This window comes from Thiohalophilus sp. (assembly GCF_031581315.1).
Classification (GTDB): Bacteria; Pseudomonadota; Gammaproteobacteria; order UBA6429; family Thiohalophilaceae; genus Thiohalophilus.
In genome coordinates, this window is sequence record NZ_JAVLAZ010000134.1 from 1 (window position 1) to 4441 (window position 4441).

1 protein-coding gene is annotated in these 4441 nt (G+C 60.3%); it reads left to right on the plus strand.

The window, feature by feature from the left end; translation table 11 throughout:
* Positions 1-127: 127 nt before the first annotated feature.
* Positions 128-4000, plus strand: coding sequence for an FAD/FMN-binding oxidoreductase (locus RI563_RS12640; protein WP_310694742.1), 3873 nt, complete (start codon positions 128-130; stop codon positions 3998-4000).
* The last annotated feature ends 441 nt before the right edge of the window (positions 4001-4441 follow it).

A 4441-nucleotide genomic window follows, 5' to 3' on the forward strand; every position in this document is an offset into this window, starting at 1 on the left:
ATCCATAACCTCCTGAATTCAAGGGCATTATGCCCGGATTGCCGGTTACCCGCTTGCCGGTCGCATGTTAGAATGGCGGTCTTTCGCGGCCTGTCCGCTCTCTCAAAACCCCTTGAAAATCAAACATATGACTGAACGAATACGCGAGATCCCGTACAACTACACCTCTTTTTCCGATAAAGAAATCGTGATCCGGCTGCTGGGCATTGATGCCTGGCAGGTGCTGGACAAGCTGCGCGCGGAGCGGGTGACCGGCCGTTCGGCGCGGATGCTGTTCGAGATCCTCGGGGATATGTGGGTGGTGACGCGCAATCCGTTCATTCAGGATGATCTGCTGGCCAATCGCAAGCGCCGCGAGTCGCTGGTCCAGGCGCTGTATCATCGCCTGGACGGGATTGCCCAGCGCGCCGCCGGCAACGCCCTGACCCAGGAGCTGATCATCAAGACCAAGGAGGCGATCCGCCAGTTCGAGAAATGGTTCCCCGAACAAAATGCGCTGCGCAAAAAAGCCTACAAGCGGCTGCGCAAGATCACCCACAAGGACAACATCGCGTTTGACGGACTGGCGCGGGTCTCGCACGTGACCGACGCCTCCGACTGGCGGGTGGAATATCCGCTGGTGGTGATTAACCCGGATAACGAGCAGGAAGTGCAGCAGGTGGTCGCGGCCTGTCTGGAACTGGGCATCAGTATGATTCCGCGCGGCGGCGGCACCGGCTATACCGGTGGCGCGGTCCCGTTGCAGGAAAATTGCGCGGTGATCAATACCGAAAAGCTCGAGGGGCTGGACGCTGTCAGTCACCAGGAACTGTTCGTCGATGGCGAAGAGGGCGAACGCCCGGTGCCGGTGGTGCGCGCCGAGGCCGGGGTGGTAACCAATCGCGTCTCCCAGCAGGCCGAGACCAACGGTTTTGTATTTGCCGTGGATCCGACCTCGCAGGATGCCTCCTGCATCGGCGGCAACATTGCCATGAATGCCGGCGGCAAGAAGGCGGTGATGTGGGGCACCACGCTGGATAACCTGGTCTCCTGGCGCATGGTGACGCCGGATGCCAGGTGGCTGGAGGTGCAACGGCTTAACTTTAATCTCGGCAAGATTCACGAGCAGGAAGAGGTCGCCTTTCGCATCAGCCATCTGGAGAGCGACGGCGAGACGCCCTGTGGCGAGCCGGAGATCCTGCGCATTCCCGGCGCCCATCTGCGCAAGCTGGGCCTGGGCAAGGATGTCACTAACAAGTTTCTAAGCGGTCTGCCGGGCATTCAAAAAGAGGGCTGCGACGGCATTATCACCTCGGCCGTCTTTACCCTGCATCGCATGCCGCAGTTCATTCGCACCGTCTGCCTGGAGTTTTTCGGCAACGATCTGCGTAAAGCCGTGCCGGCCATTGTCGAGACCAAGGATTATCTCGACAGCCTGGCCGAGGTGGACCTGGCCGGGATGGAGCACCTGGACGAGCGCTATGTGCGCGCGGTCAAGTACACCACCAAGGCGCCGCGTCAGGACCTGCCGAAGATGGTGTTGCTGGTCGATGTGGCCGGGGATGATGAAGATACCGTGGCCCAGGCGGCCTCACACATCGTCTCGCTGGCTAATGCACGCGAGGCGGAAGGGTTTGTTGCCGTCAGTGCCGAGGCGCGACGTCGCTTCTGGGCGGATCGGGCGCGCACCGCAGCCATCGCCTCGCACACCAATGCGTTCAAGATTAACGAGGATGTGGTGATCCCGCTGGCCAAACTGGCCGAGTACAACGACGGCATCGAGCGGATCAATATCGAGCTGTCGACCCGCAACAAGATCCGCATGATCGACGCGGTGCTCGATTACCTGGACAGTGAGATGCCCGAGTTGCACCCGATTCGCGCCGGCGAGGTGCCCGATGCCGAGGAGAGCGAGGAGAGCGAGGCGATCATCGCGGCCAAAAAACATGCCGCGCGCGAACTGCTGCAGGCGGTCAAGGATCGCTGGCAGGCGATCCTGACCCATCTGGATCAGCCCGCGGCCGATCACCGCGATCTATGGCAGACCCCCAACGACAGGATCGAGACCGAGGCGAAAGAGAGCCTGTTTAACCTGCTGCAACGCCGCCAGGTGCGAATCTCCTATCGCAAGCAGGTCGAGGCGCCGCTCAAGGACATTTTTGCCGGTCATGAACTCAAGGGCGTGCGGAACAAGCTCGACGAAATCCATCAGCAAATCCGCTCCAGCCGGCTGTTCGTTGCCACGCACATGCATGCCGGCGACGGCAACGTGCATACCAATATCCCGGTCAACTCCAATGACTATGTCATGCTGCGCGAGGCCGATGAAGTGGTCGAGCGGATTATGCAGCTGGCCGGCGAGCTGGGTGGTGTGATCTCCGGCGAGCACGGCATCGGGATCACCAAGATGCAGTTTCTCGATAGCAATACGGTCGACGCCTTTGCCGGTTACAAGCAAAAGGTCGATCCCGAGCAGGTCTTCAATCCCGGCAAGCTGATGGCCGGATCGGGGCTGACCAACGCCTATACACCGTCATTGCGTCTGGTGGAGCAGGAGGCGTTGATCCTGGAGGCCAGCGACCTGGGCGACCTTAACCACATGGTCAAGGACTGCCTGCGCTGCGGCAAGTGCAAGCCGGTGTGCAACACCCATATCCCGCGCGCCAACATGCTTTATTCCCCGCGCAACAAGATCCTGGCCTCGGGGCTGATCATCGAGGCGTTTTTATACGAGGAGCAGACCCGGCGCGGGATCTCGACCCGGCATTTCGCCGAGATGAACGACGTGGCCGATCACTGCACGGTCTGTCACAAGTGTCTCAGTCCCTGTCCGGTGGATATCGACTTCGGCGATGTGTCGGTGTCGATGCGCAATATCCTGCGCAAACAGGGCGAGAAACACTTCAATCCCGGCACCTGGTTCTCGATGATCTTTTTGAATATCACCGATCCCACCGCCATCAAGATCTTCCGCAAGCTGTTTATCCAGTGGGGTTACAAGGCGCAGTCCATTGCCTCGCACCTGGCGCGCAAGTTGCGCATCGACAGCAACAAGAAACGCCCGGCGTCGACTACCGGCAAAACCGGCGCCATCGAACAGGTGGTGCACTTTATGAAAAAACCCATGCCGGGCAACCTGCCGGCGCGTACCACCCGTGCCATGCTCGGTATCGAGGACGACAAGGTGGTGCCGATCCTGCGCGATCCGCAAAAAGTCGACGACAACAGTGAGGCGGTGTTCTACTTCCCCGGTTGCGGCTCCGAGCGGTTGTTCAGCCAGGTGGGACTGGCGACCCTGGCGATGCTCTACGATACCGGTGTGCAGACCGTGCTGCCGCCCGGTTATCTGTGCTGCGGTTATCCGCAGACCTCCGGCGGTGACGAGGAGAAGGGCCATCAGATCTCCGTCGATAACCAGGTGCTGTTCCACCGCGTGGCCAACACGCTCAACTACCTGGATATCAAGACCGTGATCGTCTCCTGCGGGACCTGCATGGATCAGCTGCTCAAGTACCAGTTCGAGAAGATCTTCCCCGGCTGCCGGCTGCTGGATATTCACGAGTTTCTGATGGAGAAGGGCGTCAAGCTGGAGAACCTGACCGGCAAGCAGTATATGTATCATGATCCCTGCCACACGCCGATGAAACGCTATAATCCGGTCAAGGTGGCCTCCAACCTGATGGGTCAGGAGGTGGATTTGTCCGACCGCTGCTGTGGCGAGGCGGGCACCATGGCCATGGCGCGCCCGGACATCTCCACCCAGGTGCGTTATCGCAAGCAGGAAGAGCTGCAAAACGGCCTGGAGAAGCTGATCGGCAAGCGTTACAACGATCAAAGCGAGGTCAAGATGCTCACCTCCTGCCCCGCCTGCCAGCAGGGCCTCTCCCGCTACGCCGAGGACACCGGCATCCAGACCGACTACATCGTGGTCGAAATGGCCAACCACCTGCTCGGCGACGGCTGGCAGGACCAGTTCGTCAAGCGCGCTGCGGATCGGGGGATCGAGCGGGTACTTCTTTAGTGCTGAGTGCTGAGTTCTAAGTGCCGAGTCGAAAGCAGGTAGGCCCGATATAGCAACGCGGTATCGGGCATTTTTCGCGCCGGACACCGCTGCGCTCAGTCCGGCCTACACGCTGAGTCGGAAGTCGAATGAAGGTGAGGTAGGAGCGGCTGCGCCGCGATAGGCCTTGCCGTGCGGCACGATCGGTCGCCGATGGGTCGCTCACGGCATCCTGCCTCCCGCGACATTAGTACATCCTTGTACGTCAATCGCCTCCCACAAAACAAAAATGATCCTGTCTTGCTGTTGTGGGAGGGGCTTCCAGCCGCGACAATCCAGCGGGCTCCATGGTCTGTCGCGGCGCAGCCGCCACCTGCACACTACTGGACTGCGCGGCTATACTTTGCCACTCAGCACTCAGCACTCAGCACTCAGCACTCAGCACTCAGCACTCAGCACTCA

What these genes read in the sequence shown, in the direction of transcription:
- RI563_RS12640 (WP_310694742.1), top strand. Translation starts at nt 128, where the DNA reads ATGACTGAACGAATACGCGAGATCCCGTACAACTACACCTCTTTTTCC.